Consider the following 24654-nt stretch of genomic DNA (forward strand, 5'->3'; position numbering starts at 1 on the left):
CAAGCCTAACATTGCTTGGGTTTTAGATATTTGAGTCATGATGCCTCCTAAAAGAAGTTATACCCTCAAAAATCCAAAAAAACCCAACCGTCTGAATAAGAAGGGCTGGGTTTTAATTGTCTTTGGCTCATTGGGCATGACTGTTTTTGGCTATCAGTTTTATCAGCAAAATCAGACAGCTGAAAACAAAAAGCATATTTTAAGGAGCGCATCTGCACAGCCTCAAACGCTTCAGCAGCTCCACACAGTCAGCTCCAATCAAGTCCAGCCAGTGGTTTATACCAATCAGCCAATTGAGACAAACAAATTGACCAAGCCTTTGGATCCTACGACATCCAAACCAATTCGCCTGCAAGAAGTTCATGGCGTCTTTAATCAAAGCTCAATCAAACTGGTGCCCATTCCAAAAAAATACACCTCAAAGCCCGAACAAATTCATCCTGAAGTTTATAACCCATTGATCACTATGATTCAGGCTGCACAAGCTGATAATATTAAGCTTAGCGTCGTCTCGGCATTTCGCTCTTATGAAAGACAAAGACAAATTTGGGAGAATAAATGGGGCAAGCATCCGGATAATGACATCAATAAAGCTAAAGATATCTTAAAATGGTCTTCATTTCCAGGGACAAGTCGCCATCATTGGGGTACCGATGTGGACTTTAATAGCGTCGAGCTGGCTTATTGGAAGTCTAAAGAGGGCTTAAAGGTCTATGAGTGGCTGCAAAATAATGCGCCTAAATTTGGATTTTGCCAAACCTATGGTGCCGATCGCCAGCATGGGTACAATCCTGAGCCTTGGCATTGGTCATATCTACCAGTCGCTAATGGGTATCTCGCCCAAATCAGCAATCCAATGGTTTTGGAGACTGTACTAACCCAAGGCGTCAAGGGTTCTGAAGCAGTTCGCCAGTCAGGGGATTTAATGACCTATGTGACCAGTATCAATGCCTGCCAAGTCACATATCCACAAGATTCTCAGCAAAATATACAAAATGCTCAATATCTTGCACAAACTGATCTGAATCCGCCAGAGCAGTACTCAGATCCAAATCCGCCAGTACTAACCAAGCCACCCTTAGGACCTAAGCCCTACATCTCTTATGAAGGTCATAAGATGACGCCTAACACCGAAGGTGACTTTCATAACCCAAAAATTGAGCAAAACAACTAGCTCATATTAAAGTTTTTATCAATCTCCCATGGCTTAGGCAGTGGTTTATCCATCAGCATTAAGGTTTCACGCTCGATCATTCTTACCATCGTATCGAGCGCCAAATCATGATGGTCAGAACCAAAAGGTTCTTCTAATTGCCTTGCCAGCTCATCTAGCCCAAGCAATAAATAAGAAATAAACCCGACCAATAAAGGCGTCCAAAAACCCATCGCGGATTGTAAACCAAAAGGCAGCGCCCAACAAAAACAATAAACCGCCCGATGCAGTAGCGCCGAATAAGGAAATGGCAACGGTGTGCCATGAATGCGATCACAGCCTGCTTGAATATTACCCATCTCAATCACGTGTTTTTGGATGGTCATATAGATGATGTCGCTGATTTGACCCTGTTGAACCGATTGGATCAATTGCTTTTGCATCGCCTCCAAAACTCGCTGCGGCGCATTGATCTGCTGATCAAGCCAATCCAAATAATGATCATCAATATTGGTGTAGCCAAACTGTGATCGCTCGATATTTTGCCCACGCAACCGATCACGAAGCGTCGCCACAAACAGCAGCATCTGATACAGTAGCGATTCACGCTCACTCTGTGCCAAAAAGTGGCTATCACGGCTTAGATGGCGCGTATTAGCCACCAAAGCACCCCACAGCTTACGACCTTCCCACCATCGATCATAGCAGGCATTATTACGAAATCCCAAAAATATGGAGATAATAACACCAAACATCGTAAAACCAACTGCAGGCACGGTAGCGACATAATACCACTGAAATTGCGCCAAAAAGCCAGCGATCAAAGACAGCACCATGATGCCCAGTATTGTTGGCAGCACTTTGGGTAGAACCGTGCCACGCCACACAAATAGCAGCTTTAGACTGTTTGATTTATCTCGGACGATCACAGCGCTCTCCTGATTTGAATATGGGATAATCTGGTCAAGCAGGACAATTTACCATTGCGCATCTTGTGCCATTTACCCTTTTAAGGCTTAATCACGCGAGGATTTGAGTTACCCCAAATGGTATAAAGATCCGCCAACAAAGCATCATTAATGTCTTCAATTTCACCTTGGCTGATTTGCGCCGTGCCTTGGCGACCGTAGATCACCACCTCATCACCGATATTAACAGCTTGCCTAGCGATAATATCTGTCACATCCACCATCGTCGTATTCATCGATACCTTGCCCAATACTGGCGCGCGCATACCGCCAATCAGTACCACGCCTTTATTAGTGAATGCACGCCGATATCCATCTGAATAACCAAAAGGCAGATTCGCCAAATAGGAGTCGCGCTGCAAGGTATGCGTGCCATCATAGCCCACTGTTGAGCCTTTTGGATAAAATTGCACGCCTGCCACCTTGGTCTTAAAGCTCATGATCGGCTGATACGCAGGCTTAGCATCAATCGTGTCACCATAAATCAGCCCGCCTGGACGAACCATATCCAAATGACTTTCGGGTACAGTGATGGTCGCAAAGGAATTGGCAGTGTGTAACGTCAACTGGCTACGATCCAGTTTTGCTTCATTTATCAGCCAAGCGCTTTGCTCATTAAATCGAGCCAAACGCTCACGCACAAAGTCCTCTTCTTCAAAAGCATAATGCGTCATAATACCTGTCAGTTTCAGCGCTGATAACTTCGTAATGGCAAGCGCATCGGCTTTGCCTTGGGAGTTTTGGACATCCAGACCATTTCTATCCATGCCGCCACTGTTAAGCGATAAATGCACATTAAGCTGTTTACCATTTGCTGCAGCGAGCTCATTTAGCGCTTGGGCATGAGCTAGACTACCTGTAAGCTCAGTGACATCATATCCCAATGCGTTCTTAACCTCATCTGTGCTTGCCAAGCGCACACGCATAATCACTCCCTGATAGCCATGTGCACGCGCAATTTTGGCCTCTTCGTTGCTTGCGATGCCAATACAAGGAACGTTTAGCTTAATGATACTTGGCATCAACAAATCAATGCCATTACCATATGCATCCGCCTTCATGATGGCGCAAATTTTGGTTGAATCGGATAAATTGTGCTGTAAGCGCGTGATATTATTTTCAAACGCTTTGACATCGATTTCAAGCCAAGCATTAGCTTTGGCGTGATTGGCATAACGATAATCTTGATGCGCCTGCAAAATCGGTGCAGCTTGTGCGATACTGACGGCATTTAGCCCAAATAAAGCAGTGACTATGGCAAGTTTTAATGAAGAATATTTCATCACAATTTCATCCTTAAATCATTCAAATCATAAGACATTCATGCAAAATAGATGCTGTGTTATTTTAAACAAAAATTCATACATCGCAAGCAGTTTTGATATTTTTATTGATAACACAAAAAATCCCAAGCCATAAAGACTTGGGATTTTGAGATATGGCGCAGCGGACGGGGCTCGAACCCGCGACCCCCGGCGTGACAGGCCGGTATTCTAACCAACTGAACTACCGCTGCAATATGGTGGGTGGTAACGGGATCGAACCGCTGACCCTCTGCTTGTAAGGCAGATGCTCTACCAACTGAGCTAACCACCCTAAAATGTGTTTTTTTTCTTTAAACAGTTTACTGTGCTTAAGAAAAAGATTCGATACGGTGTCAAGGTATCAACATTTTAAGTTCTTAAACGACTGAGTGAGTGATGTCTCACTGTGTTCGTTCGTTGTGGTGCGTATTATATAGAATTTCACAGCAGTGTCAAATGCTTTTTGGGTGAAATTACCTGATATTTTGGATAAAGTTTATAAGTGATTGATATTTAATGGGTTAATTTTTAATTTTTACCATATTTGTTTTGAATGTATGCTTCGGTTTCAGCGAGCCTATCAAGCGTGCCGACATCCATCCATTGATCGGTGATCCGCTCACCACTCACCAACTGCTGATTAATGGCGGATTTTAAATACGGTGCTAGCGGTGCAATCTGCCCTTGATCTAATGATGCTACCATCTTAGGTGACATCACACTGATCCCTGCAAAGGTCAATGCGCTATGACCATCACTTTTTAGGGTGACTGTGTCTTTGATTAATCCAAAGTCGCCCTCAGGGTGATGCTGAGGATTATCCACCAAAATCAGATGCGCCAACCTGTGATCAAGCTGATGGCTTAGCAGCTGATCAAACTCAAACTCCGTCCAAACATCACCATTAACCAAAATAAATGGCGAATCATGCAGCAAGCCTTGATCCAAAGCAAACTTGATACCGCCGGCAGTCTCAAGTGGCTCACCCTGCTCAACAGAAAGCAAAATCTCAATACCGAATTTTTCAGACAAATTCATCGCCTTTAGTTCTGTCAATAGCACATCGGACAGATAGCCGGCATTGATGACAATACGGCGTACGCCTGCCGCCGCCAAGCGCTCGATGTGCCATTCGATCAATGGCCTGCCGGCAACCGGAATCAGCGGCTTAGGCTTCGTCAGCGTCAATGGGCGCATACGCGTGCCCTTGCCTGCCGCTAAGATCATTGCTTGCTCAATCATACCCCCTCCGAGCATCCAAACTTAGCGCGATAAGATGGTAGCACATTTACTTTCAGCCACGCCATAAATTCACCATAGATTGACTCATTACCACGCTCAGATAGCCAAGACAGCTCAGATAACAAGTCGTGCATCACCTTAGGGATATTATCAAGGTAGCGATGCTTGCCGTCACGCTCTGATAAGCGAATAAAAATCCCCAAAACTTTCAAATGACGCTGTACGCCCATGATATTCGTTTGTGAAATAAATGTTCCCAAATCAACGCTAGGCTTGATCAATTGATAAAATTCATGAATGCGCTTTTCAACCCATGTTTCATCATAATCAATATATGCATCTCGCACTAGGCTGACCAAATCATAAGTATAAGCGCCAATCACCGCATCTTGAAAATCGATCACGCCAAGATGATCGCTGCCTTTATCCATCATCAGATTACGGCTGTGGTAATCACGATGCACGATTACTTTGGGCTGCTTGCTGATCTGTGTGATGAGTGTTTGTTTCAGATGTTGCCATTTTTGAGCACCCTCATAAGTCAGCTCAACGCCCAAATAAGGCAAAAACCACTCACTGAACAACGCCATTTCTTGAGCGAGTTTTTCGTCACTGTACATAGGCAAATCAGCGCCCTCAATCGTCTGCAGCTGAGCCAACGTCTTTAGGGCTTTGGTGTAATAGTCATCTTTTTTATCAGCATCTTTGGCGATCGCGTGAGCAAACTCCACCACCCCAAAGTCTTGCAAAAGTAAAAATCCCATCGCTTCGTCACGCGACACGATGTCAGGCACATTCACCGTTTCGCTCATGATGTCCGCCACGTGGATAAACTCTTGGATGCTTTCTTTGTCAGGCGGTGCATCCATCAATAGATACGTCATCTCGCGGCTGCCCGCCTCACCACTCATCGGTAAATAAATGCGGTGGTAGCGACGAAAACTGGCATCTCCTGGCAAGCTCTCCACACGAAAGCCGGTTGCCAAATTTGCATTCAAAAACTCCATCATCTGAGTGTGGCGCGCATCGCTCATAAATTTTCTCAACTATTGGTGATATGAAAGTGACAGTTTAGCGGATTTTGGTGGTTTAAACCAGTATCCTGATGGAAAATAATCAAGCATTTGACAAACATATTCTTAAAACACTCAATCAAAAAATTGACCGCTCTATCAAGCATATGACCACACTGTGATTGCAATTTCATCCACAAAACCGATAAAATAATCGCACCAAATGCTGAGAATGGTGTAAAATAGCAAAAATTTTATATTAATTTGTAAGGTTTAGCTGTGATTCGCTCTCGTATTCTTTCTACTGGTTCAATGCACACCGCTCGCCACCATCGCTCAAAGTCAAAAGCGTATTTGACTGCCGCCATCCGTTATGCGCTGTTTGGTGCAGCCAGTTTGCCATTTGTGATGCCAACTTATGCAGAGATCAATACCAGTCGTTCACTCACAGTTGTTGGCGCAGACAGTGACATCAGCAAAGAAGATTTGCCTTATGCACCAGATGCCAAGCCTATCACTGCATCCGATCCAGATGCCGATCTACAAAGTATTGATGGGGCGACAAATGCTTTTGATGGCTTCGATCTTGAGGTCATCGCACAGCAAGCAGCCGAGCAAACTGATGATCAAAAAAGCCAAAGCAGTCATGAAATCAGCCAGCTGGATGCCTTTGCTGGTCAGCCAGATAATACAAATTCACAGACCGCTAAGCCACCTGCTGAGCATGCTACGCTCTCTGCCAGCAGAAGCTTAGCCAAATTAGCCGAAAACTATCACGCAAAACCCAGCTCAGATGCTCGCTGTCAAGGTGTGTGGATGCAGCCAATCCACCAAGCTGCACGTACAAATGGCCCCGTTGCCCCAAGACTGGATGAAAATGGCAATCCGCTTGCAGCAGGCAGTATTTTTGCTCAAGCAGATTATGGCTATTATGATGCCCAAACCTATGCTGAACTGTCTGGTAATGTCATTGTCGAACAAAACGGTCAGCGTGTGATGGCGGACAAGCTCACCTTAGATACTCAAACAGGACAAGCCATTGCTTCAGGTCAAGTGCAGTTTAGTGATGGCGGCGCAAGCGATAACAGTGTTGGCATTATCGGTGTGGCAGAAAACTTGAAATACCGTACGGACGGACAAACAGCAGTCGCGCAAGATGTTGCTTTTGCAAGTACCACCATTAACGCGCACGGTTACGCCAGTCAAATGGACAAGGTCAGCAGTAGCGAATATCAGCTTCAAGATGTCATGTTCACAACCTGCCCACCAACAGAACGCAAATGGTATTTGGATGCTGATAGCATTGATATCAATACCGACACAGGTCGTGCGATCGCCAAAAATACAACACTGCGCATCAAAGAAGTGCCCGTATTTTACTTGCCGTACTTTAATTTCCCGATCGACAGCCGCCGCTCTTCTGGATTTTTGTTACCATCAGCGGGATTTGGCACATCAGACAGTTTTGAGATCAGCGCGCCTTATTATCTGAATTTGGCACCTAATTATGATGCAACCATCACACCGACTGTATTTACCAATCGTAACCCCATGCTTACGGGTGAATTTCGTTATCTGACCCAAGATTATGGATCGGGCATCTTGATCGCATCCTATCTTCCAAAAGATCGTCAATATGATCATGAAGACCGTAGCCAAGTCAGATTTGATCACACCTGGCAGCCCAAGCAGTTTGATAAAATCACCACTTACGCACAATATCAATATGTCTCTGATGCCAGTTATTTATCAGATTTTGATACTTTAGGCATTGAGACCACCAAGCTAAATCTCCCAAGACGCGTTGGCGCAAGCTTTTTGGATGAAAATGTCTCAGCTGATTTAAGATTTGAAGATTTTCAGCGCTTGGATGGCTTTAACTTAGATGGTACGCCAATCACAGACAAAGACAGACCCTATGCGCGCCTACCACAGCTGTCAGTCAATTATCGCTTGCCTCGTACTTGGATGGGCACGCCCAGCGGTCTTGAGCTAAGCGGCATTCACAATTCAGCCTATTTCAAAAAATCCATTGAAGATAATTCTGAACCAGAAAAAAGCGGCGGCAGAATATTTAATCAATTCACAGCCAGTTATCCACTGCTGCGCTCGTGGGGCTATTTCACACCTAAGCTTAGCTTGACGCATCTGTACGCCAGCTATGATGAAGACAGCTTAGCCGACCAAAATCTCACCAAGCAAGACGGCAGCTATTCGGTGTTTGCACCAACGGTCAGCTTGGATGCTGGACTGTTCTTTGAAAAAGCTGGCGCGCCATTTGGCATGAGTCAAAATGCAGGCGGTTACCAAGTATTGACACCGCGACTGCATTATACTTACACCCCTTTCAAAGACCAACAAAACATCCCAAATTTTGAGACAAAAATTGCGCAGCTTAGCTATGAGCAGCTTTTAACCAATAGCTGGTTTTTGGGTCACGACCGTATTCAAGACTTACACGCCATCACGCCTGCGATCAGCTATCGCTATATAGACCAAACGGGTCGGACACGATTTGAAGGTGGCGCTGCAGAACAGATCTTATTGGATGACACGCGCGTTGGTATTGATGACAGCGAAAACTATAGCGGCAGAAGCTCTGGTTTGGCGTGGCAAGCCAGCGTGCAACCTAAAGATAATTTATGGCTTGATGCCTCAGGCTCATTTAGAACCAATTATGATTTGAGTAGCATTGTGGCACAAATCCGCTATCAGCCGAGTGATCGTCAATTATTCAATTTGGGCATTGTGGAAAGAAAAGAAAATCGTGCGTTTAATCAAGCCGCCCTATCGGCATATACCGCTTCTGCCGTTTTTCCGATCAATAATCGCTGGCGTGTGATGGGGCAGCTACAATACGACTATAACCTAGATTATGTCATGGATTCTTTGGTAGGTCTTAATTATGAAGACTGCTGTTATGGCTTATCGATCTATGCAAGACGCTACCGAGATGCCTTCAATCCGCACTTATCGCCAAATACGGCAGTGATGGCAGAAGTTCGCCTAAATGGCATCGGTGGCGGTGGTCGCTTGAATCGACTTTTGAGCGAGAAAGTTATGGGCTACGATCAAGTCCAAAATGCTTGGCAGCGCGATTATTAAGTATGCAGTCATGCCAAAAACAGTTTAAATTAACATTAATTATCAGCAAGTTTTTGGCGTGGTTTGACGCTAAGACAGACAAATGCTAAACTTTACTCATTTAGGCTGATATTTATTATTCACAATTAAGGATTATCCAATGCAAGGTAAATTTATCATCAAAGCTTTAACCGCTGCTGTGATCAGCTGCGCAAGCCTTGTGTCACAAGCATCAATCAGCGGAAATAGCAATGACGGCATTGTGGCTGTTGTCAATGATGAAATCATTTTAAAAAGTGAGCTTAATCAAGCCACTGAGATGGTAGCAGCCGAAATCCAAAGAAATGGTGGCAGTGTCACCCAAGATCAAGCACAAATCCTAGCTTTGGATGAGCTAATTAATGAAAAACTTCAGCTTGCCCTCATTAATCGTGCCGGCGTCGTTCCAAATGATACTGTGATCAATCAGCAGTTACTACAAATTGCTCAGTCTCAAGGCTTGAATAATTTGGCAGAACTTCAATCTAAGCTGGATGCTGAGCGTTCAGGCAGTTATGCCGCCTTACGCGCAAGCCTGATTCAAGATGCTGCCATGCAAGCCTTGTGGCAAAATCAGGTTCAAAGCCGCGTTCGCATTACCGACGATCAGATTGACGCGTTTTTAAAGAGCCCTGAATCAGCGCGTTTAAACCAAGTTCAGTATCGCCTTTTGCACATTCGTGTGCCTTATCTTGACAATACCGCGAACGAACAAAATCGCCAGCAAGCCGCTTTGGTTGCTGAGCGTGTTAAATCCTCTTTAGACGCTGGTATGAATTTGGATCAAGCCATGCAAAATACTCGTGGTGACTACACCCCTGAGCTTCAAGGTGCTGATACTGGATTGATCAATGTGGTTGCCCTACCGCCAGCCATTGCTGCCGAAGTAGATAAGCTAGACATCGGACAAACATCGGCGCCGATCGTTACCTCAAGCGGTATTGACATTGTCAAAGTAATAAATAAACAACAGCAAAACCAAGTCATCGTGCCAGAATGGCAAACCAGCCATATTTTAGCTCGAATTGATGATAATCAAAGCAGCGGTATCGCTGAACAAAAAATCAATGCCATTTATCAGCAATTACAGCAAGGCGCTGATTTTGAAACTTTGGCAGCGACTTATTCAGACGATACAGGTTCAGCATCTCAGCGAGGCAGTTTGGGCTGGGTTAATGAAGGCGACATGGTGCCAGAGTTTGAAGCTGTGATGAAAAATACTGCACAGGGTGATTTTTCTACCCCATTTCGCTCACAATTTGGTTGGCATATCTTAAAAGTCAATGACATTAGACAACATGATGTCACTGAGCAATATCGTCGTAACGCTGCGCGCGAATATCTGTTCTCGCGACGCGCCCCACAGGCTCAAGAAGACTGGTTACAAGAGTTACGCTCAAGCGCTTATATCAAAATTTACGAATAAATAAAAAATACCGAAGATTGAATCTTCGGTATTTTTTAAGGTCATTAAAATTATCTTAGCAGTTTTAGCAAGGCTAACTGATGGATTTTTCAATACTTCTGTTAGCCTGGCATCTGACAGCTATTTAAGCACTGTCAATGGATCAACATAAACGCCATTTCTAGAAATTCTAAATTCAAATAGCGCTGCGCCGCTTGGCTGATTTTTCATGCTTGCAATGCGCTGACCGGTGCGCACCGTATCGCCGGCGCTGACTTGAGCGTCTTTGATATGAATATAGCTGGACACAAAGCCATTGGTATGCTGAATCACGATACTGGCTCCATCCATGTTGCGATCAGCCTGGATCACCGTCCCTGCATTACTGGCATTGATTGCATCACCATCTCGTCCAGAGAACCACATGCCATTACTGGTGACGGTTGAGCCAGCCACTGTCGCCGTGCCAAAGCGTCGTACCACTGGATTGGTAGTGCCAACAGGATAGCGAAACTGCATCACGCCTGAGCTACCAGTAGCGAATGGCGCCTCTGTTACAGTTGGGACAACTGGCGCCGGCTGCTGAACCACAGGCGGGGTCGGCGTGGGGGCTTGTACCACGGGACGCTGCTGAACTGGCGTTCTGCTTTGAGTCACCACGGGTGCAGGTGTGCTAGCTGTAGTCGCACCAGATCTGATACTGCGCTCACGCGCTCTGATATCACCTGACCATAAAGTTAGCCACTGACCTGTATAAATGGTATAACTGCTATTAAGATTATTGATGCGCCCAATCTCACGCCAATTTAGCCCATAGCGCTGAGCAATCTTACTGACAGTATCACCCTGCTTGACTTGATAGCGATTTGGCACACCCTTACTGTCTGTGATGACTTGCGAACCCATCCCTGAACCACCTGAGCTTGACGCACTGTTATAAGTTGGCTTACTGGCACATCCCGCCAAAATACAAGTGGTGATCACACCAAAAACCAAGCCCAAGCGCTTGATGGGTCTTTGGTTTTGTGAATTGATTATTATCGTCACAGTCATACTCCAGTACTGATGATTGATTAAGCAGATTTGGCAAATCATTTTGCCCAAATTTGAAACGACAAATGCCCTATTGTAACATGGGATAAGTTAACACAAAACCCACAATACCTGAGCTTTTGTGTTTTTTTGTCAATTTTTTTTGCCTAAGAATTATTAATCAACTACGCCAAGGCATTTTATAAATCGTTCAAATAATCTCTGCCAACAATCCCCAAAAAACAAAAACGACTGAAAAGCTTCAGCCGTTTTAAATACGCAGCCAGATTAATTTAAAATTTCATCAAAATAGCATTGGCTTAGTGATCGCCAACACGACAATGCCGACATAAGCCACACAAGCAATGATCAATCCTGCTTTGGCTTGAGATGGTGCATTGGCGCAATTGCGCTGAGCCTTAATGGTGGCAGATGCAGCAACAATCAGCAAAACCAACTTGGCAAGCGCCCAGTGCTGAACACCTGCAACCTGATAAATCTGCCAAAAAAGCACCAATCCAGTCAAGACAACCGCTGTGTAGAAGACATGGTTTAAGATTTTGATGGCATTTGACACTTTTGGCGCTTTACCCATAAACATGGGCAGTGCTTGAAATATGAAAATCAATAGCACAATGATCGCCAAAAGCATATGTAAATGTTTCATAAACACGCTCTAATGATTAAGCATAAATGACTTGTAAAATCTCAAACTCAGCCAATCCGCTAGGGGTTTGGATTTTGGCTTCATCACCTTCAGATTTACCTATCAGACCACGTGCAATCGGAGAGTTGACTGAGATTTTACCTATTTTAAAGTCCGCTTCGTCATCGCCAACAATTTTATAGCGGCGCTCAGCACCGTCATCCATATTCTCAAGCACAACAGTCACCCCAAAAACCACACGACCATCTTGGGGAAGTTTAGTCGGATCAATGACTTGAGCGCCGCCAAGTTTGGCTTCAATATCTCTGATGCGCGCTTCGCACAAGCCTTGCTGCTCACGTGCGGCATGATATTCGGCATTTTCTTTGAGATCGCCATGCTCACGCGCTTCTGCGATCGCTGTGGTAATGCGCGGACGCTCAACGGTTTTTAGCTGTTTTAGCTCATCTTCAAGCGCTTTGTGCCCTTCGGGCGTCATTGGATAGCGTTGCATAATTTTCCTTTCAATGCTCATGATTTAAATCAATTTAAGTCAATTCATTAAACATTAACTCAAAAAATCATTTAAATACAAATATTAAGAATGTAAAAAAACTTGCCAAATACGACATCTGGCAAGATTTTGTTAAATTAGATTTACTTAGGTATTGTACTGAGTTTTAGAAAAAATGCAAGCGCAATTTGGCAAATGCTCTAAAGCGCAAATACACAGTTATGCCAAGCAAAACAAATTTGCCCAATATGAAAGCTTGAACAAATTTGTTTCAAAACCCTTCTTAAGCGTGCAAATCTTGCAGCTTATAAACATCAAACGGCAAAGTGACTTGATAGGCTTTACATACCGCTTGTGCCGCACTGATGGTAGTGACATAGAATATCTTGGCTTGCAAGGCACTTCGGCGAATCAAGAAAGAATCTTCTTGGGCTTGCTTACCTTCAGTGGTATTGACCACCAAATGAATTTCGCCATTTTTGATCATATCCACAATGTGCGGGCGCCCTTCATTGACTTTATTAATACGCTCACACTCAATGCCTGCCTCAGCAAGTACGCGCTGCGTACCGCCTGTAGCGACCAATTTAAAGCCGTAGTCAAGCAGCTGCTGAGCAACTGAAGGCAGGTTCTTCTTATCGCTGTCGCGCACCGATAAAAACGCCTTTTTAATCTCACCATTAACGGGCAGACCAGGCAGGCGCTCATTTGACCCAATCACCGCCTTGTAGAACGCCTCACCAAATGTCTTGCCGACACCCATCACTTCGCCTGTAGATTTCATTTCTGGACTTAGGATCGGATCCACACCTGGGAATTTGGCAAATGGGAAAACAGCTTCTTTGACTGAATAATGACTTGGTACAATCTCTTTGGTAAATCCTTGCTCAGCAAGCGATTTACCCGCCATACAACGTGCTGCAATCTTAGCCAAAGAAGCGCCAATGCACTTAGAAACAAAAGGCACCGTACGGCTAGCACGTGGATTGACCTCAAGGATATACACGGTGTTGTCTTTGATGGCGTACTGCACGTTCATCAATCCAACCACGCCAAGCTCTTTTGCCATCGCAATCGTTTGCTCACGAATTTGGTCTTGAATGTCTGCACTCAATGAGTATGGCGGCAAGCTGCACGCTGAGTCACCTGAGTGCACACCTGCTTGCTCAATGTGCTGCATGATGCCACCGATGACCACCTCTTTGCCATCCGATACACAGTCAACATCCACTTCAACGGCATCATCCAAGAAACGATCAAGCAGCACTGGCGCTTCATTGGATGCTTGGACTGCCTCGCGCAGATAGCGTTTTAGCTCATCTTCATTATATACGATTTCCATCGCGCGACCGCCCAATACGTATGATGGACGCACCACCAAAGGGTAGCCAACTGATTGTGCCTTAACGATACCATCTTCGCTACTGGTAGCCAGCGCGTTAGGCGGCTGATTCAGATTCAGCTGATGAATCATATGCTGAAAACGTTCACGATCTTCGGCGCGATCGATAGCATCAGGACTAGTGCCGATGATTGGAGCGCCCGCTTCTTCTAGGGCACGTGCAAGTTTTAAAGGAGTTTGACCGCCGTACTGCACGATCACGCCTTTTGGTTTTTCGGTACGAATGATCTCAAGCACATCTTCAAGCGTGACAGGCTCAAAATACAAGCGATCAGAAGTGTCATAATCGGTTGAGACAGTCTCTGGATTACAGTTGACCATGATGGTCTCATAGCCATCTTCTCGCATTGCCAAAGCAGCATGGACACAGCAATAGTCAAACTCAATCCCCTGTCCAATACGGTTTGGTCCACCACCAATGACCATGATTTTGTCTTTGTCACTTGGACGCGCTTCACACTCTTCATCATAGCTTGAATACATATAGGCAGTCGACGTCTCAAATTCAGCAGCACACGTATCTACGCGCTTATAGACAGGATACACGCCCAAATCCCAACGCTGTTTGCGCAGCTGTTTTTGGCTGATACCCATCAGATTAGCAATGCGCAAGTCGCTCATGCCTTTACGCTTAAATTGGCGCAGATTTTCAGCAGTCAAGCCGCCAAAGCCAAGCGCTTTGATTTGTGCTTCAACTGTTACGATATCTTGGATCTGTACCAAGAACCATTTATCAATTTTAGTGTATTTAAAGACATCGTCCAAGCTCATGCCATGACGAAACGCCTCGGCAATATAAAAAATGCGGTCTGGCGTGGGGATGCTTAAGCGGTTCTTAATTTCGCTTTCAATGGCTTCAGCTGATTTACCCTCAAGCTCTAAAATTTCATCAAAACCTGTTGCGCCCGTCTCAAGACCTCGCAATGCTTTTTGCATGGACTCTTGGAAATTGCGACCAATCGCCATCACCTCGCCCACAGATTTCATTTGAGTGGTAAGCGTTTCTTCAGCTTGTGGGAATTTTTCAAAGTTAAAGCGTGGAATCTTGGTAACAACATAGTCAATCGACGGCTCAAAGCTGGCAGGCGTCTTACCACCTGTGATGTCATTATTAAGCTCATCAAGTGTATAACCGACAGCAAGCTTGGCGGCGATTTTGGCAATCGGGAAACCTGTTGCCTTAGATGCCAATGCCGATGAACGGCTCACGCGAGGGTTCATCTCGATGACGACCATGCGACCATTTTCAGGATTAATACCAAACTGTACGTTTGAGCCGCCCGTTTCGACGCCAATCTCACGCAATACAGCGATCGATGCATTACGCATGAGCTGATACTCTTTATCCGTCAAAGTCTGCGCAGGGGCAACTGTGATGGAATCACCTGTATGCACACCCATCGGATCAAAGTTTTCGATAGAGCAGACAATGATGCAGTTGTCATTTTTATCACGCACCACTTCCATTTCGTACTCTTTCCAACCGATCAAGCTTTCATCAATAAGCAGCTGATGCGTTGGCGATAAATCAAATCCGCGCTCACAAATTTCAACAAACTCTTCACGATTATAGGCAATACCACCGCCAGAGCCGCCCATGGTAAATGAAGGACGAATAATCACAGGGAAGCCAAAACGCGCTTGAATCTCAAGTGCCTGCTCCATGGTTTCTGCAATATCGGCACGCGGACATTCAAGTCCAATTTTTTTCATCGCTTTATCAAACAGCTCACGATCTTCCGCTTTTTCGATGGCATCTTTGGTAGCGCCAATCAGCTCACAGCCGTATTTGGCAAGCACGCCATGCTTATCAAGATCAAGTGCGCAGTTAAGCGCTGTCTGACCGCCCATTGTTGGCAAAATGGCATCAGGGCGCTCTTTGGCAATAATCCCCTCAACGGTCTGCCAAGTAATCGGTTCGATATACGTGGCATCCGCCATCGCAGGATCAGTCATGATGGTGGCTGGGTTTGAGTTCACCAAAATCACTCGGTAGCCCTCTTCTTTTAGGGCTTTACATGCCTGCGCACCTGAATAGTCAAATTCGCAAGCTTGTCCGATGACGATTGGACCTGCCCCAATGATTAAGATGGACTTTATATCTGTACGTTTTGGCATGTTTACTCTCTTTTTATCTCAATTTGGTTTATTAAAATATTTTTATCAATTCAAAAACAGGATCTGACACCCTGTATTAAGCTTTGGACTTCTGCATCTCTGCCACAAATCTATCAAACAGCACCGCACAATCATGTGGTCCTGGGCTTGCTTCAGGGTGACCTTGGAAACTAAACGCAGGATGATTGGTCAGCTCAATGCCTTGGTTTGAGCCATCAAACAATGAACGATGCGTTGGGCGAACATGCTCAGGTAAAGTCTCTTCATCCACACAAAAACCATGGTTTTGTGAGGTGATCATCACTGTACCATCTGCCAGATTTTGGACAGGATGGTTGGCACCATGATGACCGAATTTCATCTTAATGGTTTTAGCACCGCTGGCCAATGCCAGTAGCTGATGACCAAGACAAATGCCAAAGACAGGAATCTGGGTCTGAGTGATCACATGGCGAATCGCCTCAATGGCATACGCACAAGGCTCAGGATCGCCAGGTCCGTTTGATAGGAAAATCCCATCAGGATTATGCTTCAAAACGTCTTGGATTGGCGTGGTAGCAGGCACAACCGTCACATGGCAGCCACGATCTACCAGCATACGCAAGATATTGGTTTTTACCCCAAAGTCATACGCCACGATATCAAACTGTTTTTCAATATCCACCCCAAGCTTGGCAAATCGCCCGCCTGTTTCGGTTGTCTTGGCGTTACGACCATCATTGGCAAGCTCCCAAGAGCCTTCAGTCCACTCATAGCCTTCTTGGTCACAGCAGACTTTGGCCAAATCTTGACCTTTCATGTTCGGCGCTGAGCGTGCCAATTCTACCGCTCGCGCTTCATCAATCTCACCTTGCTCATCAGCTGTCATGATACAGCCATTTTGAGCGCCTGTGGTACGCAGCAGTGTGGTGAGTCGGCGCGTATCAATGTCAGCGATTGCCACCACATTGTGCTCATTGAGATACTCAGACAGCGAGCCTGTCGCGCGAAAATTGCTGTGCAAAAGCGGCAAATCACGGATAATCAAGCCAGTTGCCCAAACTTTATGAATGCGGCCAGATTCAGAATCTTCTTCATTGCAGCCAGTATTACCGATATGCGGATAGGTCAAAGTAACCATCTGACCTGAATAACTGGGATCGGTCAAAATTTCTTGATAGCCCGTCATGGCAGTATTAAATACCACTTCGCCAACGGTACTGCCTGCTGCGCCAATGCTTACACCACGAAAAATCGTGCCATCAGCGAGTGCCAAAACGGCTTTTTTTGTTGTTTGAGCTGTCATGAATTTCACCCGAATTTTTTATTAGAATTAAACTTTTATGTGATAAAATCTTATAGATTAAATTGGCGTTTACCAAATTTTAGATAAAATTTTTTAGCGGTTGTCCGCCAAAAAACTCATCGCTATTGCTTGATTTTGCCCACAAAAAAGCGAATGATTAAAACAAATAACTTACCCTTGCGTCAGTGCCAAGATAAAGTTATGTGGATTCATAATCACTCGCTCATCGTAGATTTTGCTTATTATATATAAAAAAATACAAAAAATCTATATTTTGAGCAAAAATTTTTACTCAAAATAACATCGCATTTATGACGGTTTTAGGCTTCATCAAGCACAACTGCTGCCGAATTAATGCAATATCTTAGCCCAGTGTCGGTTACATGATTATCTGGAAAAACATGACCTAAATGTCCGCCACAGTGATGACAAGTTACCTCAATGCGGCGCATGCCATGCGATAAATCCAGCGTTTCATCAACGACATTATCGCCGATAACTTTGTCAAAGCTTGGCCAACCGCAGCCTGAATGAAACTTAGCACTACTATCAAAAAGCGGCGTATGACAGCCCTTACAGCGATACACACCATCCGCTTCGGTGTCAGTATAAAGCCCTGTAAATGCACGCTCAGTGCCTTTTTGTCTGAGCACATAGTATGACAAATCATCCAAACGATTTTGCCAATCTGCTTCACTCATCGACTCTATCACTGCTTTATCAAGGGGTTTCATGATTCACTCCTTAAACTTTTTGAAAAAAAATGGGTTACTGATCAATTTAGGATGATACATTGCAAGATTTACTTGCATAAAAAAACATCTTAATTCACCAATAAATTTTGTAAAGTATAACTTGCAATTCATCACTTTATCACATAAAATGATCTTCACACTTAAGGATATATTAGCATGAATGACCCACAAAATACCATCACAGAACAAGGCTTACGGCTAAAATCGCGGCGTAAGGCTTTGGGGTTATCCGCCGAAGCTCTAGCCACCAAGATGAGTGAGCTTGGCGCGCCTGTCAGTCGCGGTGCGATCGCGAATTGGGAATGTGGCAAAAATGGCATCGTCATGAGCAAACTACCCATATTAGCGGCAGCTTTGGGCGTCAGTGAAAGCTATCTTGTAAGCGGCGACTCAGCCCCACAGGCACCTGAGCAACAACCCATTAATGAAATTCACCCAAAATCAACTCTCATCAAACCACAGCCTGATCAGATTTTCGTTACTTTGCCATCGGAATACACCACCATGTCACACCCAAAACCTTTAAAAAAATCCAACAAGCTTGCCAATGTCTGCTATGATATTCGCGGTGAACTACTACAGACTGCCAATCGCATGGAAGCTGAGGGTCAGCGGATTATTAAGCTCAATATCGGTAACCCTGCCCCTTTTGGGCTACTAGCTCCCGAAGAGATCATTCGTGATGTGGCGCTGAATTTACCTGAGGCGTCTGGTTATTCTGACTCTCAAGGCATTTTTGCCGCCAGAAAAGCGGTGCTTCAATATTATCAAGGCAAAGGGCTTTTGTCTGCCATCGATGTCAATGATGTTTATATCGGTAATGGCGTCAGTGAATTGATCGTCATGACCATGCAAGCGCTACTTGACGATGATGATGAAATTTTGATCCCTATGCCCGACTATCCTTTATGGACGGCGGCGGCAAATTTAGCAGGTGGCAAAGCGGTGCATTATCGCTGTCTTGAAGAAGATCATTGGCAACCAGACCTAAAAGACATTGAAAGCAAAATCACTCCACGCACTAAGGGAATTGTGGTCATCAACCCCAACAATCCCACAGGCGCGGTCTATTCTGATGACATCCTAAAAAGCATCGCTGCACTTGCCAAAAAATATGATTTGGTGATTATGGCAGATGAAATCTATGACCGCATCTTGTATGATGGTGTCACGCACACACCCATGTGCACCATAACTAATGATAGTTTAGTCCTGACTTATAATGGGTTGTCCAAATCGCATCGCATCGCAGGCTATCGTGCTGGCTGGCTCATGGTTTCGGGCAAAAAAGATCATGCCGCCGATTTTATTGAGGGGCTGACGATGCTGGCAAGCATGCGCCTTTGTGCCAATGTCCCTGCCCAATACGCCATCCAAACAGCGATGGGCGGCTATCAATCCATGCAGGCATTGACCGCGCCGACAGGACGCTTATATAAGCAGCGCAATTTGGCGGTTGAGCGTCTTAATGCTATCAAAGGCATCAGCTGTACCATGCCCCAAGGTGCTTTTTATTGCTTTGCTAAGATTGATCGTGAGATCTACCCCATTGATAATGACATGAAATTTATGATGGATCTTTTGATCGAAGAAAAGGTATTGATCATTCAAGGCACAGGCTTTAATTGGGATCAACCTGATCATTTCCGAGTCGTATTCTTGCCAAATCTCATCGATTTAGAAGATGCCATGGACAGATTGGATCGCTTCTTTGCCAAAAAACGCAAAGAATTTGGCACCGACTAACCAATCAGCAGTCAGCACAAAAACGCCGCTGCTTTTGCATGGGGCGTTTTTATTATTAATAGGTGTAATATATCCCCAAAATCACTACCTATATTCCATTTTTGAATTTAAATTTTTGGCATCAAACACTTAACATGATGCAAAATAAATCAGCTAAGCCAAATAGGATTTTATAATGTACCAATACAGCTATGCCGACCAAAAACTTGTCGATGAACGAGTGGCACAATTTCGCAGCCAAACCGAACGCTTCTTGGCAGGTGAGCTGCCCGAAGAGCAGTTTTTGCCCTTGCGCTTGCAAAATGGTCTTTATGTTCAGCGCCACGCGCCGATGCTGCGTATTGCGATTCCTTATGGCCTGATGGGCAGTCATCAGCTGCGCACATTGGCTGAGATTGCGCGTGATTATGATAAAGGCTATGGGCATTTTACCACGCGCACCAATTTACAACTTAATTGGGTGAAACTTGAAGAAGTGCCTGATATTTTAGCCAAATTGGCTGCCAATCAAATGCACGCCATCCAAACTTCAGGCAACTGTATTCGTAACACCACCACCGATCCTTATTCTGGCATTCATGCTGATGAGATTGCCGATCCACGCCCTTATTGCGAGATCATCCGTCAGTGGAGTACTTTCCATCCTGAATTTGCCTTTTTACCACGCAAATTTAAAATTGCCGTCATCGGTACAAAAACCGACCGCGCAGCCACGCAGGTTCATGACATCGGTCTGCACTTGGTAGAGCGCGATGGCGAAATTGGCTTTGAAGTGATTGTCGGCGGCGGCTTAGGTCGCACACCGATCATCGGTAAGCTGATCAATGAATTTTTACCGCGCAGGCATTTACTTAGCTATCTTGATGCCATTTTGCGTGTTTATAACTTGGAAGGTCGCCGCGATAATAAATATAAAGCGCGCATCAAGATTTTGGTGGAAAGCTTGGGTAAAGATGTCTTCGCCCAAAAAGTCAATGATGAATGGCAGTCTTTAAAAGATGGCGACTTGACATTGACCGATGCGCACTTTACCAAAGCCGAAAGCTATTTTACCACGCCTGCTTATGAGCAAATTGATGGCTTGGCAGCGCAAGCAAAGCTAGATGAGTTCTTAGCTGACAAGGCTTTTCGTGATTGGTATAAGCACAATACCGTCGCTCATAAAATCAATGGCTATAAAGCCGTTGTCATCTCATTAAAGGCTGGCGTTGTTGATGGCGCGTATGTGCCTGCAGGCGACATCACCGATACGCAAATGTTTGCGCTGGCGGATTTGGCAGATGAGTACAGCTTGGGTGAGATTCGCGCCACACACCAACAAAACTTAGTACTCGGCGATGTCAAAGTCACCGACCTATACGCGCTTTGGCAAAAATTAAGCGCGCTTAACCTTGCACGCGCCAATATCGGCACTTTGACCGACATGATCGTCTGCCCTGGTTTTGATTATTGTGCGCTTGCCAATGCCACCACGCACAATATTGCAGAATCCATCGAAAAACAGTTCGATGACTTAGATTATCTGTATGACTTAGGCGATATCCGCTTGAATATGTCAGGCTGTATGAATGCTTGCGCTCACCACCATGTGGGTGATATCGGCATTCTAGGCGTTGATAAAAAAGGCGAACACTGGTATCAAATCAGCCTAGGTGGTAATTCAGGCGAGAATGCCAAATTGGGTCAAATCCTAGGACGCGCTGTAGCCGCTGACGAAGTTGCCCAAACCATCGCCACCATTGTTGATGTCTATAAAAATGAGCGCATCGAAAGTGACGAGCATATCGAAAGCTTTGCTCAAGCTGTTGAAAGACTTGGCATAGCACCCTTCAAAGCAGCCGTATATAGCTAATTAACTAATCACATTTATAAAATATTATAACAGATAGATTATTTCTATTAAGGATAAATAATGAGTACAATCAAAGTTGATCGACATGCCAACTCAGAGCCCGCTGAGCTTGATCTAAGCCAAGCTTTGACGGCTGACGCCACACCTGATGATATCGAAGCCGCCATCGCTGATCAAGAGCGCCTTGTTTTTGTCGTTGCTAACTTCATGGACGGTCGCGTCTTTAGCTTGATTCGCCATGCCAGACACCAAGGCTTTCAGGGTGAGATCATTGTAGGTGGTGACTTCGCTCTTGATCAAGCCAATTACTTTGTCAAATCTGGTGCAACGGCTTTTTTGGTGAACGAAGCAAATGTTGAGACACTGACAAAAACCTTGCAGGATCTGGCGACAGGTTATGATGGCGAATCTGTTAATCGCTTGCCATTGTTTAGCTAATATTAAAAAAATAAAGTGAGCGTTATGAAGACTTTGCCATTATTTTTTAACCTAAACAATAAAACTGTGCTGATTATCGGTGGGGGTGATATCGCCCACCGAAAAGCACTCTTAATGGCAAAAGCTGAAGCACGACTTGTGGTCATTGCTAAGCATTTTGATGATGAGTTTTTAAATTTTTTACAGTCCAATCATCATCAAGCTCATCAAAAATCCTTTGAGCCAACCGATCTTAACGAGCATAAGCCTGCGTTAGTCATCGGTGCAACTGATGATCATGAGACCAATCTAAGCATTCATCATGCTGCAAAAGCGCACGGCGTGCCAGTGAATATCGTCGATACGCCTGATCTGTGCGATTATATTTTCCCTGCCATTGTTGATCGAAGCCCGATTATGATCGGCGTATCCAGCAATGGTAAAGCGCCTGTGCTTGCTCGCTTAATTAGAGCCAAAATTGAATCGTCATTACCCAGTCGCTTAGGAGAGCTTGCACACAAGGCGGGTGAGTTTCGCCAAACTGTCAAAAACACTCTCCCTACCCTCACCGAGCGGCGATATTTTTGGGAGTCAATTTTTAACCGTGCCTTAAAAGATGAAAAAATTGACTCACTCAGTGATGAGCTTAATCAATTTAAAAATACCAATAATCGCTCAGGTGAAGTCTATATCGTCGGCGCAGGCGCAGGCGATCCAGATTTGCTGACTTTTAAGGCGCTAAGACTCATGCAACAGGCAGACATCGTACTGTATGATGCATTGGTGTCGAATGAGATTTTGGAGCTGTGCCGCCGTGATAGCCAAAAAATCTTTGTGGGCAAAAAAAGAAAAGATCACGCCAAAACCCAAGATGAAATCAATCAATTATTAGTTGAGTATGCCAAAAAAGGTCATCGCGTGTTGCGCCTAAAAGGCGGCGATCCGTTTGTCTTTGGGCGCGGCGGCGAAGAGATGCTTGCTTGCCAAGCTGCTAATATTCCCTATCAAATTGTCAGCGGGATTACAGCTGCATTGGCGGCGGGTAGTTATGCGGGCATACCGCTGACACATCGCGGTGTCGCAACTTCTGTACGATTTTTGACCGGCTGTTATCAGACCAACGAAGCCTTTGATGGTCTAAAAAGCGCTTACCAAACTGATGAAACATTGGTTTTTTATATGGGTTTACACGCGCTTAATAAAATTGTCGATTCTTTGATTGGCTCTGGTCTACCAAGCGATTTGCCCATCGCCATCATCTCAAATGCCAGCTTGCCCACCCAGCAAGTATTGACAGGCACACTGACAGATATTGTTGATAAAAAAGATAAATCCGGTATCAGCGCGCCTGCCATCATCATTGTTGGTCGTGTGGTGGATTTGTATCAGCCACAATAACCCAAATTGATATCCATTTTAAATGGAGAATGTTAGGCTTGGTTGATTGATATTGATAAATTCATCAATATCAGCAATAATAAAAGTCCAGATGGATAAGTTTAGCACAATTAATGAATAACCCATAAAAGGATTTAGAATTTGGCGACTTTGCACACTTATTTTCGCAGCTCGGCTGCTTATCGGGTACGCATTTTTTTGGCACTCAAAGGTCTGGAATATCAAAAGGCGTTTGTTAATCTAAGACAGGGGCAGCAGACCACACAAGACTATCAACAAATCAATGCTCAAGGACTAATCCCTACTTGGGAAGATGATTCTGGGAGCTATAGCCAGTCTGTTGCCATCATGCTATTCATTGAGGATAAATATCCCACACCCGCCCTATTGCCTAGCGATCCTGCCAAAAAAGCTCAGGTTTTAAGCGTTGTACAGCACATCGCTTGTGATATTCATCCGCTGAATAATTTAAGAGTACTCAATTATCTAAAAAACACACTTCACTTGGATACTGCTGCCGTTGATGATTGGTACGCACATTGGATACAGCTTGGCTTTGATGCTTTAGAGACAACATTAAGCCAAACAGCAAGCCGATACTGCTTTGGCGATACGCCGACCTTCGCTGATTGTTTTTTAATTCCTCAAATGTACAACGCCATTCGCTTTCATGTGGATCTGAGCGCCTATCCGACACTTCGGCGGATTTATGAATATGCCAACACTCAGCCTGCCTTTATTGCTGCGATGCCCGAAAACCAAGAAGACGCTGTTTAATTATTAATTTAATAAAAAAGCCACCAAAATGAACCGACCCCCAATTCTTAGACACTAAGATTAACGGTTAAGGTTGAATCAAGGACTGAATTCTGTATTGTACAGGACTTAGTCCTTTTAATTTGCTCTTTATTCTATCATGATTGTAGTAGTGAATATACTCATCAATGACTTTTCTAAGCTCGTCGATTGATGTCACTCTTTGACTATTTTTGCCATGAAAGAAGATTTCTTCTTTTAATGTTCCAAAGAAACTCTCTATCACTGCATTATCCAAGCAATTTCCTTTTCTTGACATACTTTGGATAATGCCATTGTCTTTTAAGATTTGTTGGTCATTATTCATTTGATAATGCCAGCCTTGGTCGGAATGTAAAATGAGTTGTTGGTTACTGCGATTGCCATCTGCTTGCAGTCGCTTTAGTGCTTTATCAAGCATCTTAGCAACCAAGCCATCATTTGGACTGCTATGCATCTGATGACTGATAATCTCGCCATGAAACA

19 protein-coding genes and 2 tRNA genes are annotated in these 24654 nt (G+C 44.6%); 8 read left to right on the forward strand and 13 right to left on the reverse strand.

All coding sequences use genetic code 11. From position 1 onward, the window contains the following. The first annotated feature begins 37 nt into the window (after positions 1-37). The gene (locus B0180_RS09845) at positions 38-1174 is read left to right on the forward strand and encodes a M15 family metallopeptidase (RefSeq protein ID WP_233424973.1); all 1137 of its coding nucleotides are present in this window, start codon (positions 38-40) and stop codon (positions 1172-1174) included. On the opposite strand, the gene B0180_RS09850 is transcribed toward B0180_RS09845, so the two are convergent. The 6 genes from B0180_RS09850 to B0180_RS09875 form a co-directional block, all read right to left on the reverse strand. Next, complete coding sequence (locus B0180_RS09850) at positions 1171-2082, reverse strand: bestrophin family protein (protein WP_078256744.1); 912 nt, start codon at positions 2080-2082, stop codon at positions 1171-1173. The two genes, B0180_RS09845 and B0180_RS09850, sit on opposite strands and share 4 nt — an antisense overlap. Positions 2083-2162: 80 nt before the next feature. Then, a complete protein-coding gene (gene alr / locus B0180_RS09855) occupies positions 2163-3404 on the reverse strand; it encodes an alanine racemase (RefSeq protein WP_078256745.1) in 1242 nt (413 codons plus the stop codon). 156 nt (positions 3405-3560) lie between these two features. Continuing rightward, a tRNA-Asp gene (locus B0180_RS09860) sits at positions 3561-3637 on the reverse strand. 4 nt (positions 3638-3641) lie between these two features. After that, positions 3642-3717: transfer RNA gene (locus tag B0180_RS09865), tRNA-Val, on the reverse strand. 236 nt (positions 3718-3953) lie between these two features. Further along, on the reverse strand, positions 3954-4667 hold the full coding sequence (gene murU, locus B0180_RS09870; protein ID WP_078256746.1) for an N-acetylmuramate alpha-1-phosphate uridylyltransferase MurU: 714 nt from the start codon (positions 4665-4667) through the stop codon (positions 3954-3956). Further along, positions 4664-5701, reverse strand: coding sequence for an aminoglycoside phosphotransferase family protein (locus B0180_RS09875; protein WP_078256747.1), 1038 nt, complete (start codon positions 5699-5701; stop codon positions 4664-4666). The genes murU and B0180_RS09875 overlap by 4 nt, the downstream gene beginning before the upstream one ends. A 291-nt stretch (positions 5702-5992) precedes the next feature. Between B0180_RS09875 and B0180_RS09885 the strand changes: the two genes are divergently transcribed. Then, positions 5993-8785 (forward strand): LPS-assembly protein LptD, encoded by a 2793-nt coding sequence (locus tag B0180_RS09885; RefSeq protein WP_078256748.1) that lies wholly within the window; start codon positions 5993-5995, stop codon positions 8783-8785. A gap of 139 nt (positions 8786-8924) precedes the next feature. Further along, positions 8925-10229, forward strand: coding sequence for a peptidylprolyl isomerase (locus B0180_RS09890; protein WP_078256749.1), 1305 nt, complete (start codon positions 8925-8927; stop codon positions 10227-10229). 120 nt (positions 10230-10349) lie between these two features. Here the strand turns inward: B0180_RS09890 and B0180_RS09895 are convergent, their stop codons facing one another. The 6 genes from B0180_RS09895 to msrB form a co-directional block, all read right to left on the reverse strand. After that, positions 10350-11261 (reverse strand): LysM peptidoglycan-binding domain-containing M23 family metallopeptidase, encoded by a 912-nt coding sequence (locus B0180_RS09895; RefSeq protein ID WP_078256750.1) that lies wholly within the window; start codon positions 11259-11261, stop codon positions 10350-10352. Between the two features lie 283 nt (positions 11262-11544). Next, positions 11545-11907 carry a SirB2 family protein gene (locus tag B0180_RS09900; RefSeq protein ID WP_078256751.1) on the reverse strand — a complete coding sequence of 121 codons (363 nt, stop codon included), beginning with the start codon at positions 11905-11907 and terminating at the stop codon, positions 11545-11547. A gap of 16 nt (positions 11908-11923) precedes the next feature. After that, a complete protein-coding gene (greA, locus tag B0180_RS09905) occupies positions 11924-12400 on the reverse strand; it encodes a transcription elongation factor GreA (RefSeq protein ID WP_078256752.1) in 477 nt (158 codons plus the stop codon). Positions 12401-12683: 283 nt separating this feature from the next. Continuing rightward, a complete protein-coding gene (gene carB / locus B0180_RS09910) occupies positions 12684-15920 on the reverse strand; it encodes a carbamoyl-phosphate synthase large subunit (protein ID WP_078256753.1) in 3237 nt (1078 codons plus the stop codon). 76 nt (positions 15921-15996) lie between these two features. After that, a complete protein-coding gene (gene carA / locus B0180_RS09915) occupies positions 15997-17205 on the reverse strand; it encodes a glutamine-hydrolyzing carbamoyl-phosphate synthase small subunit (protein ID WP_078256754.1) in 1209 nt (402 codons plus the stop codon). A 320-nt stretch (positions 17206-17525) separates the two neighbouring features. Beyond that, entirely contained in the window at positions 17526-17939 is a 414-nt protein-coding gene (msrB, locus tag B0180_RS09920) for a peptide-methionine (R)-S-oxide reductase MsrB (protein WP_049235857.1), read from the reverse strand. A 177-nt stretch (positions 17940-18116) separates the two neighbouring features. On the opposite strand from msrB, the gene B0180_RS09925 reads away from it, so the two are divergent. The 5 genes from B0180_RS09925 (at position 18117) to maiA (ending at position 24150) form a co-directional block, all read left to right on the forward strand. Further along, complete coding sequence (locus tag B0180_RS09925; RefSeq protein WP_143821303.1) at positions 18117-19706, forward strand: aminotransferase class I/II-fold pyridoxal phosphate-dependent enzyme; 1590 nt, start codon at positions 18117-18119, stop codon at positions 19704-19706. Between the two features lie 175 nt (positions 19707-19881). Beyond that, positions 19882-21558 carry a nitrite/sulfite reductase gene (locus B0180_RS09935; protein WP_078256755.1) on the forward strand — a complete coding sequence of 559 codons (1677 nt, stop codon included), beginning with the start codon at positions 19882-19884 and terminating at the stop codon, positions 21556-21558. Positions 21559-21618: 60 nt separating this feature from the next. Next, positions 21619-21996: a DUF934 domain-containing protein gene (locus B0180_RS09940; RefSeq protein ID WP_078256756.1), complete on the forward strand. Its 378-nt coding sequence runs from the start codon at positions 21619-21621 to the stop codon at positions 21994-21996. A gap of 24 nt (positions 21997-22020) precedes the next feature. Continuing rightward, complete coding sequence (cysG, locus tag B0180_RS09945; RefSeq protein ID WP_078256757.1) at positions 22021-23373, forward strand: siroheme synthase CysG; 1353 nt, start codon at positions 22021-22023, stop codon at positions 23371-23373. A 141-nt stretch (positions 23374-23514) separates the two neighbouring features. Further along, on the forward strand, positions 23515-24150 hold the full coding sequence (maiA, locus tag B0180_RS09950) for a maleylacetoacetate isomerase (RefSeq protein ID WP_078256758.1): 636 nt from the start codon (positions 23515-23517) through the stop codon (positions 24148-24150). 67 nt (positions 24151-24217) lie between these two features. Here maiA and B0180_RS09955 read toward each other — a convergent pair. After that, positions 24218-24654: IS3 family transposase (locus B0180_RS09955; protein ID WP_143821304.1), on the reverse strand; the 437-nt coding region annotated here is incomplete at its 5' end.

The organism is Moraxella canis, from assembly GCF_002014965.1.
GTDB lineage: Bacteria > Pseudomonadota > Gammaproteobacteria > Pseudomonadales > Moraxellaceae > Moraxella > Moraxella canis.

Coding starts and splice junctions, on each gene's coding strand:
- B0180_RS09845 (WP_233424973.1), top strand. CDS start 38: ATGATGCCTCCTAAAAGAAGTTATACCCTCAAAAATCCAAAAAAACCC.
- alr (WP_078256745.1), bottom strand. CDS start 3,404: ATGAAATATTCTTCATTAAAACTTGCCATAGTCACTGCTTTATTTGGG.
- murU (WP_078256746.1), bottom strand. CDS start 4,667: ATGATTGAGCAAGCAATGATCTTAGCGGCAGGCAAGGGCACGCGTATG.
- B0180_RS09875 (WP_078256747.1), bottom strand. CDS start 5,701: ATGAGCGATGCGCGCCACACTCAGATGATGGAGTTTTTGAATGCAAAT.
- B0180_RS09885 (WP_078256748.1), top strand. CDS start 5,993: ATGCACACCGCTCGCCACCATCGCTCAAAGTCAAAAGCGTATTTGACT.
- B0180_RS09890 (WP_078256749.1), top strand. CDS start 8,925: ATGCAAGGTAAATTTATCATCAAAGCTTTAACCGCTGCTGTGATCAGC.
- B0180_RS09895 (WP_078256750.1), bottom strand. CDS start 11,261: ATGACTGTGACGATAATAATCAATTCACAAAACCAAAGACCCATCAAG.
- B0180_RS09900 (WP_078256751.1), bottom strand. CDS start 11,907: ATGAAACATTTACATATGCTTTTGGCGATCATTGTGCTATTGATTTTC.
- greA (WP_078256752.1), bottom strand. CDS start 12,400: ATGCAACGCTATCCAATGACGCCCGAAGGGCACAAAGCGCTTGAAGAT.
- carB (WP_078256753.1), bottom strand. CDS start 15,920: ATGCCAAAACGTACAGATATAAAGTCCATCTTAATCATTGGGGCAGGT.
- carA (WP_078256754.1), bottom strand. CDS start 17,205: ATGACAGCTCAAACAACAAAAAAAGCCGTTTTGGCACTCGCTGATGGC.
- msrB (WP_049235857.1), bottom strand. CDS start 17,939: ATGAAACCCCTTGATAAAGCAGTGATAGAGTCGATGAGTGAAGCAGAT.
- B0180_RS09925 (WP_143821303.1), top strand. CDS start 18,117: ATGAATGACCCACAAAATACCATCACAGAACAAGGCTTACGGCTAAAA.
- B0180_RS09935 (WP_078256755.1), top strand. CDS start 19,882: ATGTACCAATACAGCTATGCCGACCAAAAACTTGTCGATGAACGAGTG.
- B0180_RS09940 (WP_078256756.1), top strand. CDS start 21,619: ATGAGTACAATCAAAGTTGATCGACATGCCAACTCAGAGCCCGCTGAG.
- cysG (WP_078256757.1), top strand. CDS start 22,021: ATGAAGACTTTGCCATTATTTTTTAACCTAAACAATAAAACTGTGCTG.